Source organism: Stenotrophomonas bentonitica (assembly GCF_002887735.1).
In the GTDB taxonomy this organism is placed as follows: domain Bacteria; phylum Pseudomonadota; class Gammaproteobacteria; order Xanthomonadales; family Xanthomonadaceae; genus Stenotrophomonas; species Stenotrophomonas bentonitica_A.
Map to the genome: position 1 here is coordinate 717742 of NZ_PKQP01000001.1, position 19493 is coordinate 737234.

A 19493-nucleotide genomic window follows, 5' to 3' on the forward strand; every position below is an offset into this window, starting at 1 on the left:
AACTGATCCTTGCCACCGATCTGGATGGCACCTTCCTCGCCGGCGATGCCGCCGCGCGCCATCGGCTCTACCGGCTGGTCGACCAGCACCCCGGCATCCGTCTGATCTTCATCACCGGCCGCGGCCTGGAAGCGGTGATGCCCCTGCTCTCCGATCCGGCCATTCCGCGCCCGGACTACGTGGTCTGCGATGTCGGCGCCACCGTCGTCGATGGCCACACCCTGCAGCCGCTGCAGCCCCTGCAATCGATGATCGACGCGCACTGGCCGGGTGAGCAGGTGGTCGCCGCGGCGATGCGTCCGTTCACCGCGCTGCAGCGCCAGGACGTGCCGCAGGAACGCCGCTGCTCTTACTTCTGTGATCCGGACACGCTGGCGCCACTGCGCGCGCAGATCCAGGCGGCCGCACAGGCGCTGGGCTGCGATGTGCTGTATTCGGCCGACCGCTATCTGGACATCCTGCCGCCGGATACCGACAAGGGCCGCACCCTGGCCGCGCTTGCGCGCCTGCTGGAACTGCCGCGCGACCGCATCCTGGTGGCCGGTGACACCCTCAACGACCTGTCGATGTACACCTCAGGTTTCCGCGGGGTGTGCGTCGGCGATTCCGAGCCGGCACTGACCGCCGCCACCGCCGACCTGGACCACACCTTCCACGCGCAGGCACCGGGGTGTGGCGGCATTCTCGAAGCGATCGAACATTTCCACCTGCTTGCCGATGACGATCCCTTCCTGCGCCCGCCGGCGCAGGCACGCGCAGACGGGGCGGACCTGGTGATGGTCTACCACCGCCTGCCCTTCGATGAAGTCATGGAAGACGGCGTGCTGGTGCAGCGTCCGCCGCGCTCGCCGAACGGCATCATTCCCTCGCTGCTGAGCTTCTTCGAAGGCGGCCAGAAAGGCTCCTGGGTGGCCTGGGGCATCGATGAGCCCAAGCGCGGCCCGTTCCAGACCCACCTGCCGGTGGATGCCGAGCGCTACCCGACCCTGACCGCCGCGCGCGTGCCGCTGAGCAAGCAGGAAGTGGACATCTTCTACAAGCGCTTTTCCAAGGAAGCGTTTTGGCCGATGCTGCATGTGTTCTGGGAGCGCGCCAAGTTCCGCGAGGAAGATTGGCAGGTGTTCCTGAAGGTCAACCGCAAGTTCGCCGAGGCCACTGCCGCCGAAGCCGCGCATGGCGCGACGGTGTGGATCCACGACTACAACCTGTGGATGGTGCCGGCCACGCTGCGCGAGCTGCGCCCGGACCTGAAGATCGCTTTCTTCCACCACACCTACTTCCCCTCGGCCGATGTGTTCAACGTGGTGCCGTGGCGCCGCGAGATCATCGGCAGCCTGCTCAGCTGCGATTACATCGGCTTCCACATTCCGCGCCAGGTGGAAAACTTCGTGGACGTGGTCCGCGGTGCGATGCCGGCCGAGCGCCTGGCGTGGGAAAGCTGCGCCCCGCGCTTCCTCACCTACGGGTGCGCGGTTGGCCTGGACACGATGACCACGCGCCTGCGTGTGGGCGATCGCGAAGTCGCTCTGGGTGCACATCCGGTGGGCACCGACCTGCGCCGCATCCACAACGTGCTCGCACGCAGTGACGTGCGCAACGACATCTTCAAGCTGCGCCGCGAGATCGGCGCGCGCAAGCTGGTGCTCTCGGTGGAGCGCCTGGATTACACCAAGGGGACGCTGGCCAAGCTGGAGGCGTTCGAGCGCCTGCTGGAACAGCATCCGGATCGCCAGGGCAAGGTCACCCTGCTGATGATCTGCGTGCCGGCCGCGCGCGAGATGACCATCTACCGCACGCTGCAGAATCAGATCGAACAGGCCGTCGGGCGGATCAACGGCCGCTTCTCGCGGCTGGACTGGACGCCGGTGCGCTTCTTCGCCCAGGCGCTGCCGTTCGAAGAAGTGGTGGCCCATTACGCCGCCGCGCAGGTGATGTGGATCACCCCGCTGCGTGATGGCTTGAACCTGGTGTCCAAGGAGTTCGTGGCCACGCAGGGGATCGAGGGCAGCAACGGCGTGCTGGTGCTCAGCGAATTCGCCGGGGCGGCGGCCGAGCTGAAGGGCGCGGTGCTGACCAATCCGCATGACCCGGCCGACCTCACCGCCGGCCTGCTGCAGGCGTTGTCGATGCCCGACGAGGAAGCCACCGGACGCATGCGCCAGCTGTTCGGCAGCGTGGAGTACTACGACGTGGATCGCTGGGGCCGGGAGTTCCTGGAGGCCGTGCGCACCAGCCAATCCGAAGGCTGACGCGGGAACGGTAGTGCCGGCCGCTGGCCGGCGGCTCAAGGTAGTGCCGGCCGCTGGCCGGCGGCTCAAGGTAGTGCCGGCCGCTGGCCGGCTCCAAGCGGTGCCGGCTGCGGGCGATGCCGGTTTCATGGGTTGCCGGCCAGCGGCCGGCACTACGGCGTGCGCACCGACCAACGGTCGGTGCCTACCCTGTTCGCGCCGACCAACGGTTGGTGCCTCCCGGGCGGTATCGCCTACCCGGCCTGCTGCATGATGCCTTCGGCGATCACGGCCACCTGCCGCAGCACATCGTTGCGGCCGGCATCGTCCACCGTCGCGCCCTGCAGGTAGCTGGTCAGCACCCACGGCGCACCGCCGGCGAGCGGCCACAGGATGGCGATGTCGTTGGTGGTGTCCTCCCCGTTGCTGCCGGTCTTGTCGCCGACCCGCCACGCCTTGGACAAACCGGCACGCAGCCGCGCATCGCCGGTTTCGTTGTCGATCAACCAATCCGCCAGCTGCTGCCGCGAGGCAGGCTTCAGCACATCCCCGAGCACGAAGCGCTGCAGGCTGGCCGCCATCGCGGCCGGGCTGGTGGTATCGCGCGGGTCGCCGGGAGTGAAGCGGTTCATCTCCGGCTCGAGCCGATCATTGCGGGTCACCGCATCGCCATTGGCACGCAGGAACGCGGTCACCCCGGCCGGTCCACCGACCACCCCCAGCAGCAGGTTCGCGGCAGGGTTGTCGCTGGTGATCATCGTTGCCCGGCACAGGTCGCGCACGGTGACATCCTTGCCGATGTGTCGCGTCGTCACCGGCGCATGCGAGAGCATGTCCTGCTGGCGCACGGGGATGCGCTGGTCCAGCGGGAGCCTGCCCTGGTCGGCCAGATGCAGCACCGCAGCGGACAACACGAACTTGAACGTGCTGCACATCGGGAAGCGCTCGTCCTGCCGGTTGCCAGTGCGCCAGCCAGTGCCGGTGTTGAGCAGGGTCACGCCCAGGCGACCGCCGCTGGCCGCTTCCAGCGCCGCGAAATCCTTCGCCGCGACGGCAGGTTGCGGCGAGGGCAGCGGCGTCTTGGCGAAGGCGGTGGCGGCCAATGCAGAGGCGGCAGCCGCGCCGGTCCATTGCAGGAACTGTCGTCGAGCGATCATGCAGGTTCTCCTATTGAAGCCGCCATGGTCGACAAACCGCGTCCAGCGGACAAACGACCATTTCAATGGTCACCCATTAGTTTCTCTTATTGCTTCTTCGCCACCCTCGGTTGAGCCCGCCTTGTAAAAGGTGTCGGGACAGAAGCGGGGAGTGGGGTCAGGTGCACCGTATCGATGCCTGTCGGACGTGGCACCAGGAAGAATGCGCGCCACGTGCTCTGCTCGAATCACCTCAACGGACTTATTGTTTATCAGCGCGCAGTAGTCGGCGCTGCACTCGATTAGCACCCCCCATTGGCCCAAGGGCGATTCTTCGGGCAAGCGGTAAGAGACGAGTGCGAGTTTCGATGGATCAGAATCACAGAACTCAAGAGCCTTTCGCGTCCCTACGGACTCAAATGGAAACCCAGAGAAAATGACGAAAAGTAGCACCGAGGCTGCCCCAACCACCAGGATGGAGGGAAGCAACGTAATGGATGCGAACCAGAGAACGACTGCCATGATGATTCGCTGCTGCCATGGCCACTGAGACATGTCGCCGCCCCGTTTCCATTGATTGATCCACTTCGGCCGCCACCACGATTTAACGTGTGTCTTGGAACCGAGCCTTCTTATCCATCCGATGATGAGCGGAAACGCGAGCATCGTCAGCACGACGGTGACAAGTACCCACCCTGATTCGCGCGCCAGACGAAGGCAGGCAGCTCCCATCTCTTCAAGCACGACCATTGAAGCCTCGAGCCAGCCAAACGCAACGAGAAGCGTCAAACGGCCTCCCTCGACAGGGAACTGACCCGCATCCACGCCAAAAGCGGACAGATAGGCACTTCGATAGAGCATTCCTTGCAAACCAACAACAAACGAGGACACGCCAAGCACAACACCGGACGTAAGTACAAACCGGAAGATGCTCTTCCGCTTTTTGGGGGTCGTTTCGGTCAAGGCTGAACTCCTTTCGGCAGATCGTTGATGTTTCTTAATTGCACGAAGTGCCATCATTCATCAACTCCGCTCACGGCTCACGGCTCCCCCCATGCTCCGCCCCCAGCTGCCGCTCAATGCCCTGCGCGCCTTCGAGGCCGCTGCGCGGCACCAGAACTTCACCCGCGCCGCGCTGGAGCTGTGCGTCAGCCAGGCTGCGCTGAGCCATCAGATCCGGGCACTGGAGGACCGGCTCGGGGTGTCGCTTTTCACCCGCCTGCCGCGTGGCGTCGCACTGACCGACGAAGGCGCGCGCCTGTATCCGGTGCTCAACGAGGCCTTCGACCGTATCGCGGTGAGCCTGGACCGGTTCGTCGGCGGGCATTTCCGCGAGGTGCTGAGCGTGGGGGTGGTCGGCACCTTCGCCACCGGCTGGCTGCTGCCGCGCCTGGGGGATTTCAATGCGCGCCATCCGGATATCGAGCTGCGCCTGCAGACCCACAACAACCGCATCGACCTGGCCGGTGAAGGGCTGGACCTGGCGATCCGGTTCGGTGATGGCGATTGGCAGGGGCAGGTCAGCGAACCCGTACTGGATGCACCGTTCGCGCCACTGTGCGCGCCGGCGCTGGCACGTACGTTGCGGCAGCCGCGCGATCTGGCCAGCGTGCCGCTGTTGCGCTCCTACCGCAGCGATGAGTGGCCACGCTGGTTGCAGGCGGCAGGCGTACCGGAACTGGACGCCCGCGGCCCGGTGTTTGATTCGTCACTGACGCTGGCCAGTGCCGCCGCCGCAGGCGCCGGCGTGGCGCTGTTGCCGTTGAAGATGTTCGAGCAGGATCTGGCCCACGGCCGCCTGATCCAGCCCTTCGCGCAGACGCTGGAGCTGGGGCGGTACTGGCTGACGCGGCTTCGCTCGCGGGCCGAGAGTGATGCGGCGCGGCGGTTCCGGGAATGGCTGGCAGCCCGGTAGATCCACGCCATGCGCGGATGGCCGAACGTCGGAACGCACCTCATCCACGCATGGCGTGGATCTACACGGGATGCGGCACGACCAGCGTGCCGCATCGCCCGCCCCGATCAGGCGTCCAGCAACTCCATCCACGTCTGCTCGGCCTTGCTGAGCAGGGTGGCAGTGGCTTCGCGATCACGCCCAAGCACGGCCATGCGGGTCGCATCGGCGTAGTTCGACGGATCGGCCAGCTGGCGGTCCAGGTCGGCCAACAGCGCCTCCAGCTCGCCCACCTTGGCTTCCGCGGCGGCCAGCTTGTGCGGGTTGGCGGGCTTGCGCGCGGGCAGCGGCGGGGTCGGCGGTGCCGGCTCCGGAGCCGCCGCGGCCATCTTCTGCTTGGTGCCCTGCGCGGCGGGACGCGACCGCAGCCAGGCCGCGTACGCATCCAGGTCGCCATCGAACGGCTCGACCACGCCATCGGCCACGCGCCAGAAGGTATCGCAGACCAGGCCGATCAGATGGCGGTCATGGGAGACCATCACGATCGCGCCTTCGAAGTCGGCCAGCGCTTCAGCCAGCGCTTCGCGCATTTCCAGGTCCAGATGGTTGGTCGGTTCGTCGAGCAGCAGCACGTTGGGCTGCTGGTAGGCGATCAATGCCAACGCCAGGCGCGCGCGTTCGCCACCGGAGAATCCATCCACCGGTTCGAAGGCGCGGTCACCGGCAAAGTTCCACTTGCCGAGGAAATCGCGGAAGGACTGGTTCGGCGCGTCCGGGGCGAGGTCGCGGAAGTGCTCCATCGGCGACTGCCCTTCGTGCAGCGATTCCACCGTGTGCTGGGCGAAGTAACCGATGCGCAGGTCCGGATGCGCGGCACGCTCGCCACTGATCGGGTCCAGCTCACCCACCAGGGTCTTCACCAGCGTGGTCTTGCCGGCGCCGTTCGGGCCGAGCAGACCGATGCGCTGGCCCGCCTCCAGGCCGAAGCCCACGTTGTGCAGGATCACCGAATCGGCGCCGTAACCGGCCTCGACATGGTTCAGGCGGATCAGCGAGAACGGCAGCTTGGCCGGCGGGGCGAATTCGATGCGGAATTCGCGCTCGGCGCGCACGGCCTCGGTGCCGGCCAGCTTGGCCAGGCGCTTCATGCGGCTCTGCGCCTGGGCGGCCTTGCTGGCCTGCGCCTTGAAGCGGTCGATGAAGCTCTGCAGATGCGCGCGCTCGGCCTGTTCCTTCTCGTGGGCGAGCTGCTGCTGGCGCAGCTGTTCGGCGCGCTGGCGCTCGAAATCGGTGTAACCGCCAACGTACAGCTTGGCGCCGCCACCGTGCAGGTGCAGGGTGTGGGTGGCCACGTTGTCCAGGAACTCGCGGTCATGCGAGATCAGCAGCAGGGTGCCCGGGTACTTGAGCAGCCATTGCTCCAGCCAGAACACCGCGTCCAGATCCAGATGGTTGGTCGGTTCGTCCAGCAGCAGCAGGTCGCTGGGCATCATCAGCGCGCGTGCCAGGTTCAGGCGCACGCGCCAGCCGCCGGAGAACGAGGAGACCGCACGCGAGTGCGTCTCGGCCGGGAAGCCCAGGCCATGCAGCAGCTTGCCGGCGCGCGCTTCGGCGTCATAGGCGCCGATCTCGGCCATGCGCTGGTGGGCGGTGGCAACGGCTTCCCAGTCTTCACGTGCCGCGGCCGCAGCCTCTTCACGCATGACGGCGGCCACCTCGGTGTCGCCTTCCAGCACGAACTGCAGCGCCGGGTCGGGCAGCGACGGGGTTTCCTGGGCCACGCTGGCGATGCGGATCTTGCCGGGCAGATCGACGTCGCCCTTGTCCGCCTCCAGCTCACCCTTCACGGCGGCGAACAGGCTGGACTTGCCGGCCCCGTTGCGGCCGACCACGCCCACGCGGTACCCCGCGTGCAGGGTCAGGTCGACATTGGACAACAGCAGCCGCTCGCCACGGCGCAAGGCGAAGTTACGAAGGGAAATCATCTTGGGGGTCCATATAACGGAATGGAATGTGCTCGTGAGCACCTTTCCTGCGACGTAATTCTAGCGTTAACGAATACTTGACGGGCCCCGGGATGCGCGGCAGGCCTCGTTTCTCTCTCCCACGACCCTGCCCGCGCTTCCCCGGGACCCTCCTGTCGAATCCCCCGCCTCACGTAAATGGTTGCTGCTGCAACGTTTTTTGCGAAAACGGCAAACATTTGACAAGTGATGAATATCCCGTTAATCCGTCTATTGCGCACCGCAACAACCGCCTTCGCAGACCCGATCCTCGATGTCGTGATGTCGCTTTGGTGCAGCACCGCCACTACCGGAGCCACATCCTGATGAACCGCAAGACCAGTACGCTCGCCGCCGCCGTAGCTGTCGCGCTCGGTATGTCCAGCTTCGCCGCTACCGCCCAGGATGCGCCCGCCCGCACGGCGGCCAACACCCTGGACACCATCATCGTCACCGGCACCCGCGTGGCCGACCGCACCGTGGCCGAGTCGCAGTCGCCGATCGACATCATCACCCCCGAGGCGCTGCAGTCCACCGGCACCACCGAACTGGCCACGGCCCTGGCCCGCGCCCTGCCCTCGCTGAACTTCCCGCGCCCGGCCCTGACCGACGGCACCAGCGGCATCCGCCCGGCGCAGCTGCGCGGCCTCTCCCCGGACCAGGTGCTGGTGCTGGTCAACGGCAAGCGCCGCCACACCTCGGCCCAGATCAACGTCAACGGCAGCATCGGCCGCGGCTCCTCGGCGGTGGACATCAACGCGATTCCGATCGCCTCGATCGAGCGCGTGGAAGTGCTGCGCGACGGCGCCTCGGCGCAGTACGGCTCGGACGCCATCGCCGGCGTGATCAACATCGTGCTCAAGGGCTCGTCCTCCGGCGGCAGCCTGGCGCTGGACGCCGGCCAGTACTCGGCCGGTGACGGCAACAAGTACCAGCTCTCCGGCGATACCGGCATCGGCTTCGCCGACGGCCGTGGCAGCGTGCACGTGGCCGGCCAGATCATCCAGCAGGACGAAAGCAACCGTGCCGGTCCCTACCAGGGCACCACGCCGAACACGAGCAACTTCCCCAGCATCGGCCAGACCACCTTCGTGGTCGGCGATCCGCAGGTGGATGCGACCGCCGCCTCGGCCAACGCCAGCTTCCAGTTCAGCGACCACGTCTCGGCCTACGCCACGGCGATGGCCAGCAACCGTGACATCACCTCGTTCGCGTTCTACCGCTCGCGCAACCACCTCAGCCAGGGCGCGCTGCTGGCGCAGACCTACCCGGACGGCTTCGTGCCGGAAATCAACCAGTACTCCAAGGACCGCTCGCTGGTCGCCGGCGTCAAGGGCGATACGGACAGCGGCTGGAACTGGGATGTCAGCTACAACTACGGCGCCAACAAGATCGATTTCCACACCCGCAACAGCATCAACTACGCGCTCGGTGTAAACAGCCCGCGCTCGTTCTACGACGGCGCGCTGGAGTACACCCAGAACATCGTCAATGCCGATGTGACCAAGACACTGGACTGGGGCCTGGCCTACCCGGTCACGCTGTCCTTCGGCGGTGAGTACCGCAAGGAGAAGTGGGAGCAATCGGCCGGTGAACTGAATTCCTACACCGGCAGCGGTGCGCAGGGCTTCGGCGGCTTCACCCCGCTCAACGCCGTGGACGCCGACCGCGACAACTACGCCGTCTACGCCGGCCTGGAAGCCGACCTCAGCGACAAGTTCTCCGCCGGTGTCACCGGCCGCTACGAGGACTACTCGGACTTCGGCGACAAGTTCTCCGGCAAGCTCTCCGCACGCTATGCCTTCACCGACAAGGTTGCCCTGCGCGCCACGGCGTCCAGCGGCTTCCGCGCGCCGTCGCTGGCCCAGCAGAGCTACCAGGCAGTGACCAGCACGATCGTCAACGGCGTGTTCGTCGAACGCGGCACCTTCCCGACCACCAGCCCAGCCGCGCAGGCGCTGGGCGCCAGCCCGCTGAAGGCCGAGAGCTCGACCTCCTACAGCCTGGGCCTGGTGCTGCAGCCGGTAGACCGGCTGTACCTGACCGTGGATGCGTACCAGATCGACATCGATGACCGCATCGTGCTGTCCACCAACATCACCACCAATGACGCCGCCAATGCGCTGCTGTCCAACCTGGGGCTGCCGGGCGTCACGGCGTTCTCCTACTTCACCAACGGCGTGGACACCCGCACCCGCGGCGTGGATGCGGTCTCCAGCTACACCATCCCCTTCGCCGCCAGTTCGCTGGAACTGACCGCGGCCTACAGCTACAACGAGACCGAGGTGAAGAAGTTCATCGCCTCGCCGGCGGTGTTCGGCGCGCTGGGCATCACCCAGTCGCTGATCGGCCGCGATGAGATCGGCCGCATCGAAGACAGCTACCCGCGCGACAAGACCATCCTCAGTGGCACGTGGCGTTCGGACCGCTGGGACCTCAACCTGGCCGCCACGCGCTACGGCTCGTTCACCGTGCGCAACTCGGCCACCGCCCTGCGTGACCAGACCTACGACGCCTCGTGGGTGCTCGATGCTTCGGCCAGCTACAAGCCCAGCGAGAACTGGACCCTGACCCTGGGTGCGGACAACATCCTGGACGAGTACCCCGACCGCACCGTGGACCTGCAGAACTCCACCTGGGGCATGCTGCCTTACAGCAACTACTCGCCGTACGGGTTCAATGGTGCCTACGTGTACGGGCGCGTGACCTACAAGTGGTAACAGGGTAGTGCCGGCCGCTGGCCGGCACCACCGAACATCGCGGTCACCGCCTGAAAAACGCACATGCCCCGGTCCCCCGGGGCATGTGCGTTTGGGCCGCCGAAATGCCGGGATCTGCGCATTCATCGCAGCGCGCCTTCGCTGTCCCGGACAGCACATGACCTGACCACGGGGACATAGCAGCATTGCGGGCAAGGATGTTTGCCCGGACCGGCCGCATCGGTGAAAATCGGGGCACCCCCCATCTTTGCGAGCCCCGATGCACCATGACACCGACCTGATCAACATCGTTGCCGTTGGCCTTGGGCTCGCCTTCATCTTCGGCGCGCTGGCCAACAAGCTGCGTTTGTCTCCCCTGGTCGGTTATCTGATTGCAGGCATCTGCGTAGGCCCGTTCACCCCCGGCTTCGTTGCCGACCAGGCCCTGGCCAACCAGCTGGCCGAGATCGGTGTGATGCTGCTGATGTTCGGGGTCGGCCTGCATTTCTCGCTGAAGGACCTGATGGAGGTCAAAGCGATCGCCATCCCGGGTGCGATCGGCCAGATCCTGGTCGCCACGCTGCTCGGCTGGGGCCTGGCCGCGTTGATGGGCTGGCCGGTGATCTACGGCGTGGTGTTCGGTTTCTCGCTGGCCACCGCCAGTACCGTGGTGCTGCTGCGCGCGATGGAAGAACGGCGCCTGCTGGAAACCACGCGCGGCAAGATCGCGATCGGCTGGCTGATCGTGGAAGACCTGGCCTGCGTCCTGGCCCTGGTGATGATGCCGGTGCTGGCCGGCGTGTTCGGCCCCGATGCGGCCAATGAAACCCATACCGTCGGCAGCGTGCTGGCCAGCATCGGCTGGACCTTCGTGCAGCTGGGCCTGTTCGTGGCGGTGATGCTGGTGGTCGGGCGCCGGGTGATCCCATGGATCCTGGAGCGCATCGCCGGCACCGGTTCGCGCGAGCTGTTCACCCTGGCCGTGCTGGCGATCGCGCTGGGCGTGGCGTTCGGCTCGGCGATGCTGTTCGGCGTCTCCTTCGCGCTGGGCGCGTTCTTCGCCGGCATGCTGCTCAACGAATCGGAGCTGAGCCACAAGGCCGCCAACGATTCCCTGCCGCTGCGCGATGCGTTCGCGGTGCTGTTCTTCGTTTCGGTCGGCATGCTGTTCAACCCGGCCATCCTGATCGAGCACCCGTGGCAGGTGCTGGCCACCGCTGCGATCATCATGTTCGGCAAGTCCGCGGCCGCGTTCGTGATCGTGCGGGCCTTCGGTCATCCCACGGGTACCGCGCTGACCATCTCGGCCAGCCTGGCGCAGATCGGCGAGTTCGCCTTCATCATCGCCGGCCTCGGCGTGACCCTGAAGATCCTGCCGCCGACCGGCCAGGCCCTGGTACTGGCCGGCGCGCTGATCTCGATCATGCTCAACCCGCTGGTGTTCGGCCTGCTCGACCGCTGGCTGCTGAAGAACCAGGAAACCACCCCCACTGCGGTGGAGACCGAGCTGCCGCCCGGCCCCTCGCTGGACCTGCACGACCATGCCATCGTGATCGGCTACGGCCGCGTCGGCAGCGCGCTGGCGCAGGTCCTGCGCGACCGTGGCGTGCCGGTGATGATCATCGACGACAACAAGGAGCACGTCGCTGAGGCGCATGCGGCCGGCCTGCCGGGCATCCGTGGCAGCGCGGCCTCTGATCGCGTGCTGGCCGAAGCACACCCTGAGCGCGCCAAGATCGCCGTGCTGGCGATTCCGCAGCCGCTGGAAGCCGGTGAGACCCTGGCCAAGCTGCGCGCGCTCAATCCGGGCCTGACCCTGCTGGCGCGCGCACACAGCGATGCCGAGGTGAAGCACCTGCTCGCCCACGGCGCCGATGGCACGGTCATGGCCGAGCGCGAGCTGGCCTACTCGCTGGCCGAGATGGTGATGTCCACCCCGCCGTACCGCACGATGGGGCAGCAGCACAGCATTCCGGTGGTCTGACCGCCGCTACCCCACCGGCACGCAGATATCGGCGCGCAGGATGGCGTCGGGCACCTGTTCGGGGTCATCCAGGTAGTGGTAGTACAGCTCTGCATCGCGCAGCGTGTGACCACTGTCGGGCAGCCAGTCGCGTAGCAGGGCATCAGTGGCCGCTTCCAGGCCCGCGTAACTGCCCACATGGCGCAGCACGGCATACGAGCCGCCGCCCAGCGTCAACGCACGCAGCGGGGTCGGTAGCGCCTGCGGCGTGCACCCGAAGCCCATTGCGCAATCGAATACGCATTCCTGCGCCGGCGCATCGCGGTGGTCCGTCCGGGCGATGCCGATCAGCTGCTGCAGCTGTTCGACCCAGCCCTGCTCGGCGGCCCAGGTGAAGATCTCGCCGAACGCCTGATCCAGATCATCGAAGGCCCCTTGCGTGCGCAGCGCCACCACATCGAAGGGATCCAGCGTGGTCACCGTGACCTGCAACGGCACCGTCCCGTCTGCGTGATCGCCCGCCGGCAGCGCCAGCCGCTGCTGCCAGTGGCTGCGCAGCCCGGCATTCTCGCGAAGGCTGCTCGGCGTGGTATCCAGCGCCTGGCGACAGGCGCGGGCCAGCGCCTGTGGGCTTTCATAACCGACGTTCAAGGCCACCTCGGTCACCCGGCTGTCCGCCTGGCCGAGCAGCTGCAGCGCCTGCAGCAAACGCAGGCGCGCCACGGTGCGCCCGGGCGTTTCGCCGGTCAGCGCGCGGTACAGGCGATGGAAATGGAACGGTGACTGGTGCGCGATCGCAGCCAGTGCCTCCAGATCCGGCAAGGGATCGCCAGCACGCAGGCAGGCCTGCAGATGGGCGATGACGCGATCGATACCGTGGCGCTGGCGGACCTGGGCAATGCGGCGCATGGCGGGCTCCCTCTCTAGGTGACGCTCAGCGTGCGTCGTTCCACAGGCGGCCGCGTGGCCGATCTTGCGCAGTTGGGCGATCGTCGGCCGATCCTAACCCTGCCGGGAGAGCCACGCCATGCGTGGCTGCGGCGCCGGAAGAAGTAGCAGCCACGCATGGCGTGGCTCTACCCCATGGCAGAGAATCCCATGGCCAACGAAAAACCCCACGGCGGCCGGCCCGCACCGGCCGCCATGGGTCCTGCCACTACGCCTTGGCCAACGCCTGCTCCAGATCGGCGAGCAGGTCGTCGATGTGTTCGATGCCCACCGACAACCGCACGGTGTCTTCGCTGACGCCCGCCTTCTCCAGCTCGGCCGCATCCAGCTGCCGGTGGGTGGTCGAGGCCGGATGCGTGGCCAGTGACTTGGCATCGCCCAGGTTCACCAGGCGGGTGAACAGCTGCAGCGCGTCCAGGAAGCGCGCGCCGGCCGCGCGGCCACCGGGCAGGCCGAAGGTCAGCACGCCGGAACCGTGGCCGCGCAGGTACTTCTGCACCAACGCGTGCTCGGGATGATCGGGCAGCGCGGCGTAGTTGACCCACGCCACCTTGGGATGGCGCTGAAGGTGTTCGGCCACCGCCAGCGTGTTGGCGTTGATCCGGTCCAGGCGCAGCGCCAGGGTCTCGATGCCCTGCAGGATCAGGAAGGAATTGAACGGTGAGATGGCCGCGCCGGTATTGCGCAGCGGGACCACCCGCGCGCGGCCGATGTAGGCGGCCGGCCCGAGGGCGTCGGTGTAGACCACGCCGTGGTAGCTCACGTCCGGCTCGTTCAAGCGGCGGAAGCGCTGCTTGTGCTCCGCCCACGGGAAGCGCCCGGAATCCACGATCGCCCCGCCCAGGCTGGTGCCATGGCCACCGAGGTACTTGGTCAACGAATGCACCACGATGTCCGCGCCGAAATCGAACGAGCGCTGCAGGTAGGGCGTGGCGACCGTGTTGTCCACGATCAGCGGCACGCCATGCGCATGCGCGATCTTTGCCACCGCCTCGATGTCGGTGATGTTGCCGCGCGGGTTGCCGATCGATTCGACGAACACCGCCTTGGTGCGCTCATCGATCAGCGCGCCGAACGCCTGCGGATCGCGGTAGTCGGCAAAGCGCGTTTCGATCCCGAACTGCGGCAGCGTGTGCGCGAACAGGTTGTAGGTGCCGCCGTACAGGGCACTGGCCGAGACGATGTTGTCGCCCGCCTCGGCGATGGTCTGGATCGCGTAGGTGATCGCGGCCTGGCCCGAGGCCAGTGCCAGTGCACCGATCCCGCCCTCCAGCGCGGCGATGCGCTGCTCGAGCACGTCCGTGGTCGGGTTCATGATGCGGGTGTAGATGTTGCCCGGCACCTTCAGGTCGAACAGGTCCGCGCCGTGCTGGGTGTCATCGAAGGCGTAGGCCACGGTCTGGTAGATCGGCACTGCCACCGCGCGCGTGGTGGGGTCGGGCCGGTAACCGCCATGCAAGGCGATGGTCTCCGCGCGCCACTGTGATTCGGGACTGCCGTGTTCGGACATAGCGCATCGCCTCCAGGTGAATGCCGACGATACCGAACAAAAAACCCCCGCCGAGGCGGGGGTTCATGCCGAACACGCATGGTGTGAGGCTCAACGGTTATCAGGCCGCCGGTGCGCGCGGGGCTCAGCCCTTCACGAACACCAGCTTGCCCTCGGCCGCATCGACCCGGATCACATCGCCGTTGAGGAACTCGCCGGAGAGGATCTTCTGCGCCAGCGGGTTCTCCAGCTGCGACTGGATCGCACGCTTGAGCGGACGCGCACCATAGACCGGATCGAAGCCGACGTTGCCCAGCAGCTGGAAGGCCTCGTCGCTGACCTCGATGCGCAGGCCGCGTTCGGCCAGGCGCTTTTCCAGGCCCTGCATCTGGATGCGGGCGATCTGCTTGATCTGCACCTTGTCCAGCGGGTGGAACACCACGATGTCGTCCAGGCGGTTGATGAATTCCGGGCGGAAGTGCGCCTGCACCACGCCCATCACCGCGGCTTTCATCTGCGTGTAGGCCTCCGGGCTGTCATCGCTGCTCATGTCCTGGATCTGGTGCGAGCCCAGGTTGGAGGTCATCACGATGACGGTATTGCGGAAGTCCACCGTGCGGCCCTGGCCATCGGTCAGGCGGCCATCGTCCAGCACCTGCAGCAGGATGTTGAACACGTCCGGATGCGCCTTCTCCACCTCATCGAGCAGGATCAGCGAATACGGGCGGCGACGCACCGCTTCGGTCAGGTAGCCACCTTCTTCGTAGCCCACGTAGCCCGGGGGTGCACCGATCAGCCGCGCGACGCTGTGCTTCTCCATGAACTCGCTCATGTCGATGCGGATCATCGCGTCGGCGCTGTCGAACAGGAACTCGGCCAACGACTTGCACAGCTCGGTCTTGCCCACGCCGGTCGGCCCCAGGAACAGGAACGAGCCGCTGGGACGGTCCGGATCGGACAGGCCCGCACGCGAACGCCGCACCGCATCGGAGACCACCTTGATCGCCTCTTCCTGGCCGACCACGCGGTTGTGCAGCACCTCTTCCATGCGCAGCAGCTTGTCGCGCTCGCCTTCGAGCATGCGGTTGACCGGGATGCCGGTCCAGCGCGAGACCACTTCGGCGATCTCCTCGGCGGTCACCCGGTCCTGGACCAGCTTGAACTCACTGGTTTCCACTTCCTGCGCGGCGGCAAGCTGCTTTTCCAGCTGCGGCAGCTGCCCGTACTGGATCTCGCTCATGCGGCCGAAATCCTGGCGGCGCTGCGCCGATTCCAGCTCCAGCTTGGCCTGTTCGATCTGCTCCTTGATCCGGGTAGCACCCTGCAGCGTCGCCTTCTCCGACTTCCAGATTTCATTGAGGTCGGAGAATTCGCGCTCCAGTGCATCGATATCGGTTTCCAGATCGGCCAGGCGCTGGCGCGAGGCGTCGTCCTTCTCCTTCTTGAGCATTTCGCGCTGGATCTTGAGCTGGATCACGCGGCGTTCCAGGCGATCCAGTTCCTCCGGCTTGGAGTCGATCTCCATGCGGATGCGCGAGGCGGCCTCGTCCATCAGGTCGATGGCCTTGTCCGGCAGCTGGCGGTCGGCGATGTAGCGGTGCGACAGCGTGGCCGCCGCGACGATCGCCGGGTCGGTGATTTCCACGCCATGGTGCACGGCGTACTTTTCCTTCAGCCCGCGCAGGATCGCGATGGTGTCTTCCACGCTCGGCTCGCCCACCAGCACCTTCTGGAAGCGGCGCTCCAGCGCGGCATCCTTCTCGATGTACTTGCGGTATTCATCCAGCGTGGTCGCACCGACGCAGTGCAGCTCACCGCGCGCCAGCGCGGGCTTGAGCATGTTGCCCGCGTCCATCGCGCCGTCGGCCTTGCCGGCGCCGACCATGGTGTGCAGTTCGTCGATGAACAGGATCACCTGCCCTTCGCTCTTGGCCAGGTCGTTGAGCACGCCCTTCAGGCGCTCTTCGAACTCGCCGCGGAACTTGGCACCGGCGATCAGCGCGCCCATGTCCAGCGACAGCACGCGCTTGCCGCGCAGGCCCTCGGGCACTTCGTCGTTGATGATGCGCTGGGCCAGGCCCTCCACGATGGCGGTCTTGCCCACGCCGGGTTCACCGATCAGCACCGGGTTGTTCTTGGTGCGGCGCTGCAGGACTTGGATGGTGCGACGGATCTCCTCATCGCGGCCGATCACCGGATCCAGCTTGCCGCTCTCTGCGCGCGCGGTCAGGTCGATGGTGTATTTCTCCAGCGCCTGGCGCTGGTCTTCCGCATTTTCCGACTGCACGGTCTCGCCGCCGCGCACCTTGTCGATGGCGGTTTCGATCTTCTTCCTGTCGGCACCGGCGGCGCGCAGCGCCATGCCCAGGGTGCCGCCATCGTCGACCGCGGCCAGCACGAACCACTCACTGGCGATGAAGGCATCGCCGTGCTGCTGGGCCAGCTTGTCGGTGTTGTTGAGCAGCCGGTTCAGATCGTTGCCGATCGACAGGTTGCCTTCCTGCCCGGAGACCTTGGGCAGGGCCTCCAGGGTTTCATTCAAACGTTCGCGCAGTACCGGCACGTTGACGCCGGCCTGGGCCAGCAGCGGGCGGGTGCTGCCACCCTGCTGGTCCAGCAGCGCGCTGAACACATGTACCGGTTCGATGATGTTGTGGTCGCGGCCCACGGCCAACGACTGCGCGTCGGCCAGCGCCTGCTGGAAACGCGAGGTGAGCTTGTCCATCCGCATGATCTTGTCCTCGATGTAAACGGGGCTGGCCGTGCCAGCACTGTCCCTGAGATGCGGTTACGGGGGCGTGTTTCAAGGGTGGATGAGATGCCGATTCAGGCTTCGTCAGGCCCCTGGCGGGCGGCCCAGCAGGGGCGGTTCGGGCGGCAATGGCACCAGGCAGCCGATTCCGGCCGGCAGGTCCAGGGCCACGTCGTAGCCGCCGGTGACGCCGTAGCCGACCCGCCACGACGAGGGAAACAGATCCGGCGACTGGAAGGCGATATCCACCGGAATGTTCGCCAAGGTATCGGCCACCTGCAATGGCGTGCTGGCCGGCGCGTACTCGATGTCCTCCGCCCCGCGCGTGGTGATGACATTCTTGCGCTGGATTGCGGCGGCCGGCACCGACGAACGCGGCGCACCACGCATCTGGAATGCCCCATTGAAGCCGGTGTCGACCAGCATGAGCGTGTTTTCGCGACCGCGGATCGGGTAGCGGGCCTGCTGGAACGGCCCCCACAACGAGGAGGTGAACACCATCCGCCGTGTGCAGGCGGCTGGAGTCTGCGTCCCGAGCAGGGTCAGCGTGTCACGGGAAAGGCGGACCCGTCCCAGCGCGCGCAGCACATCCAGGCCGATCAGGTTGAGCTCGCGCGTGGCTTCGCTGTTGAACGAGACATCGCGCACCCGCTGCCCGCCCAGCTCGATATCGATCGGTGCAGCCAGCCCCGCCTGCTGGATGTCGCCGTCGATGATGCGTGAGACCACGAAGCTTTCGGTCACTGTCAGGCCCAGCGTTTCGGCCAGCGCGCGCGTGATGTGCGAACGCGGGGCGCCGGTATCGACGATGAAGGCCGCCTCCTGGCTGACGGGATGGCCGTCGCGCGTGCCGTGCAGGGTAAGCGTGACCGAGGGCAGCTCGTTGCTGAACTGGATCGGCACCGCCACCTCCTGCTCGCGCTCGGCAACGGGCGGCGCACTGCGCGGCCAGGCGGTGAACGCCGCGAATGCCGGGCGGGTGACATCGGGCACTTCGTCGCCGGGCTTGAGCATCGGCACAATGGTGCGCTGGTAGTCCTCGCGCACGCGCAGCATCAGGCTCGCCCATCCAGCGATATCGCCCTCGATCAGCGCATTGCCGGCCAAGGTGGATTCACACAGGAAGGCCAGCCCCTGCAGCGCAGGCGGCGCATCACGGGTTTCGTCCAGGCACTGGCGTGCAGCCCGATTGGAGGCGGCCAGCTCACCACGGACGCGGTGATAGCCTGCCGCACCCAGGTGCCGGCGTGCACCGGATACCCCGCTCATCTCGCGCAGCGTCGTCAGTTCCGCACGCAGCACTGCATCGCTGTAGCCGAAGCCATCGTGCAGGGCCACCGGGTCGGCCGCTACGGCAGCCGGCAACATCGCCACGCACACGCCCATCGCCCACATCCGCATCGCCTGCTCCCATCGACATCCCCGCCCGACCCTAGCACGGGAACCACGCTGCGCTCACGCCTGCTTTCGGCTGCGCGGGCCATGCTGGCCACCGGTTCCGCACGGAGTGGCTGCATGCATTACGAACTGTATTACTGGACCGGCATCCAGGGCCGCGGCGAGTTCGTGCGGCTGGCGCTGGAGGATGCGGGCGCGGGCTACACGGATATGGCGCGGGTCCACGGCGATGCCGTGATGCAGCCGTATCTGGACGGCAAGGTCGAGGGCCTGCAGCCGTTTGCCCCACCATTCCTGCGCACCGGCCGGCAGGTGATCGCCCAGGTCGACGCGATCCTGGATCATCTGGGACCGGAACTCGGCCTGGTGCCCGATGCCAGTTCACGGCGGCAGCAGGCCCTGCAGTTGCAGCTGACCATCGCCGATCTGGTGGCCGAGGTGCATGACACCCACCACCCGATCGCGGCCTCGAAGTACTACGACGACCAGAAACACGAAGCCAAGGCGCGCGCGGCGTCGATGCGCGCCGAGCGCATGCCCAAGTTCCTCGGTTACTTCGAGAACGTGCTCAAGCACAACGGTGGGCGTCATCCGCTGCGCGAGCACTCCTATGTCGATCTGTCGCTGTTCCAGCTGCTGAGCGGGCTGGAGTACATGTTCCCGCGCCGCATGCAGGCCCTTTGGCCGACGCTGCCGCAGCTGCGCGCCCTGAAGGACCGGGTGGAAACCCGGCCCAGCATCGCCGCCTATCTCGCCTCGGAACGGCGCCTGGCGTTCAACACCAACGGCATTTTCCGGCATTACCCGGAGCTGGATGGCGAGCAATGATGCCGCGGGGCATGCAGCGGTAGCTCACGACCGCTGGGCGTGAGCAGGTAGTGCCGGCCGCTGGCCGGCTCCGCAGCAGACCTACCCCATTCGGTAGCTCACGACCGTTGGTCGTGAGCACAATGAAACGCAGCCGGCCAGCGGCCGGCACTACA

12 protein-coding genes are annotated in these 19493 nt (G+C 66.7%); 5 read left to right on the forward strand and 7 right to left on the reverse strand.

From position 1 onward, the window contains the following. Positions 1-2: 2 nt before the first annotated feature. Positions 3-2249, forward strand: a complete 2247-nt coding sequence (gene ggpS, locus C0R07_RS03175) for a glucosylglycerol-phosphate synthase (protein ID WP_102788264.1) — start codon at positions 3-5, stop codon at positions 2247-2249. Positions 2250-2482: 233 nt separating this feature from the next. On the opposite strand, the gene blaL2 is transcribed toward ggpS, so the two are convergent. Together blaL2 and C0R07_RS03185 are read right to left on the reverse strand one after the other, a co-directional pair. Next, entirely contained in the window at positions 2483-3385 is a 903-nt protein-coding gene (gene blaL2 / locus C0R07_RS03180) for a L2 family extended-spectrum class A beta-lactamase (RefSeq protein ID WP_102788161.1), read from the reverse strand. Positions 3386-3454: 69 nt separating this feature from the next. Then, a complete protein-coding gene (locus C0R07_RS03185; RefSeq protein ID WP_102788162.1) occupies positions 3455-4327 on the reverse strand; it encodes a hypothetical protein in 873 nt (290 codons plus the stop codon). Positions 4328-4418: 91 nt separating this feature from the next. Here C0R07_RS03185 and C0R07_RS03190 point away from each other — a divergent pair, with 91 nt between their 5' ends. Further along, positions 4419-5279, forward strand: a complete 861-nt coding sequence (locus C0R07_RS03190; protein WP_070471254.1) for a LysR family transcriptional regulator — start codon at positions 4419-4421, stop codon at positions 5277-5279. A gap of 107 nt (positions 5280-5386) precedes the next feature. On the opposite strand, the gene C0R07_RS03195 is transcribed toward C0R07_RS03190, so the two are convergent. Continuing rightward, positions 5387-7243: an ABC-F family ATP-binding cassette domain-containing protein gene (locus C0R07_RS03195; RefSeq protein WP_070425778.1), complete on the reverse strand. Its 1857-nt coding sequence runs from the start codon at positions 7241-7243 to the stop codon at positions 5387-5389. 344 nt (positions 7244-7587) lie between these two features. On the opposite strand from C0R07_RS03195, the gene C0R07_RS03200 reads away from it, so the two are divergent. Together C0R07_RS03200 and ybaL are read left to right on the forward strand one after the other, a co-directional pair. Next, positions 7588-9981, forward strand: coding sequence for a TonB-dependent receptor plug domain-containing protein (locus C0R07_RS03200; RefSeq protein ID WP_026070238.1), 2394 nt, complete (start codon positions 7588-7590; stop codon positions 9979-9981). Between the two features lie 259 nt (positions 9982-10240). After that, entirely contained in the window at positions 10241-11944 is a 1704-nt protein-coding gene (gene ybaL / locus C0R07_RS03205; protein WP_019186130.1) for a YbaL family putative K(+) efflux transporter, read from the forward strand. A gap of 6 nt (positions 11945-11950) precedes the next feature. Here ybaL and C0R07_RS03210 read toward each other — a convergent pair whose 3' ends face one another. From C0R07_RS03210 to C0R07_RS03225, 4 genes are all read right to left on the reverse strand, one after another. Next, positions 11951-12832 (reverse strand): AraC family transcriptional regulator, encoded by an 882-nt coding sequence (locus C0R07_RS03210; protein WP_070471252.1) that lies wholly within the window; start codon positions 12830-12832, stop codon positions 11951-11953. A gap of 247 nt (positions 12833-13079) precedes the next feature. Then, a complete protein-coding gene (locus C0R07_RS03215) occupies positions 13080-14381 on the reverse strand; it encodes an O-acetylhomoserine aminocarboxypropyltransferase/cysteine synthase family protein (RefSeq protein ID WP_102788163.1) in 1302 nt (433 codons plus the stop codon). Between the two features lie 124 nt (positions 14382-14505). Next, positions 14506-17091 carry an ATP-dependent chaperone ClpB gene (gene clpB, locus C0R07_RS03220; RefSeq protein WP_046273851.1) on the reverse strand — a complete coding sequence of 862 codons (2586 nt, stop codon included), beginning with the start codon at positions 17089-17091 and terminating at the stop codon, positions 14506-14508. 105 nt (positions 17092-17196) lie between these two features. Continuing rightward, the gene (locus C0R07_RS03225; RefSeq protein ID WP_102788164.1) at positions 17197-18513 is read right to left on the reverse strand and encodes a retropepsin-like aspartic protease; all 1317 of its coding nucleotides are present in this window, start codon (positions 18511-18513) and stop codon (positions 17197-17199) included. A gap of 114 nt (positions 18514-18627) precedes the next feature. On the opposite strand from C0R07_RS03225, the gene C0R07_RS03230 reads away from it, so the two are divergent. Continuing rightward, a complete protein-coding gene (locus tag C0R07_RS03230) occupies positions 18628-19338 on the forward strand; it encodes a glutathione S-transferase family protein (RefSeq protein ID WP_102788165.1) in 711 nt (236 codons plus the stop codon). Positions 19339-19493: the final 155 nt, after the last annotated feature.